The organism is Veillonella parvula (assembly GCF_018378075.1).
GTDB lineage: Bacteria > Bacillota > Negativicutes > Veillonellales > Veillonellaceae > Veillonella > Veillonella parvula_K.
On record NZ_JAGZYE010000028.1, the window covers coordinates 1 to 1,098 of the forward strand.

Below are 1,098 nucleotides of genomic sequence, written 5' to 3' on the forward strand. Positions count from 1 at the left end.
TAAGGACCGGCGGGCGCTGAACAGTCTGATCCATGACGCACGGCGGGAGAACGGGGAAACCGGCAAAGAGGAAATCACCCTGCCGGTGCTGGTCACGAGCAACATCCGTGACGGTGAACTGCGCAAACTGTCGACCTGGACGGCTCACAAGGGGGCGGTGGCGCTGGTTGATAACGTATACCACCGTATCAGCAAAGTGGATAAGGATAATCAGCTAATCACCCTGACTGACAGTGAAGGAAAGGAGCGATATATCTCACCCCGGGAGGCATCGGCAGAAGGTGTGACGCTCTATCGCCAGGAAGAGATCACCGTGTCTCAGGGGGACCGAATGCGCTTCAGCAAAAGTGACCCGGAGCGCGGCTATGTGGCCAACAGCGTCTGGGAGGTGCAGTCTGTTTCGGGTGACAGTGTCACGCTTTCTGATGGCAAAAACACCCGCACGCTGACCCCGAAGGCGGATGAAGCACAGCAGCATATCGACCTCGCCTACGCCATCACGGCTCACGGCGCCCAGGGGGCCAGCGAACCGTATGCCATCGCGCTGGAGGGTATGGTGGGGGCGCGAAAACTAATGGCCAGCTTCGAGTCTGCTTACGTGGGATTGTCCCGCATGAAACAGCATGTGCAGGTCTATACCGACAGGCGTGAGGGCTGGATAAAGGCCATCCAGCATTCACCTGAGAAAGCGACGGCGCACGATATTCTTGAACCCCGTAACGACCGGGCGGTGAAAAGCGCAGATCTGCTGTTCGGTCGGGCAAGGCCACTGGATGAAACCGCCGCTGGCCGGGCAGCCCTGCAGCAGTCCGGTCTGGCACAGGGAAGTTCACCGGGAAAATTCATTTCTCCGGGGAAAAAGTACCCTCAACCGCATGTGGCACTGCCGGCATTTGATAAAAACGGGAAAGCCGCCGGTATCTGGCTCAGCCCGCTGACCGACAGGGACGGACGGCTGGAGGCTATCGGCGGAGAGGGAAGGATTATGGGCAATGACGCCGCCCGGTTCGTGGCGCTGCAGAACAGCCGCAACGGTGAAAGCCTGCTGGCCGGGAATATGGGGGAGGGCGTCAGAATGGCCCGCGACAATCCCGATAC

At 59.7% G+C, this 1,098-nt stretch carries 1 protein-coding gene; it reads left to right on the plus strand.

From position 1 onward, the window contains the following. The coding region (locus KH286_RS09575) for a conjugative transfer relaxase/helicase TraI domain-containing protein (RefSeq protein ID WP_278617870.1) at positions 1-1,098 on the plus strand (1,098 nt) is incomplete at both ends.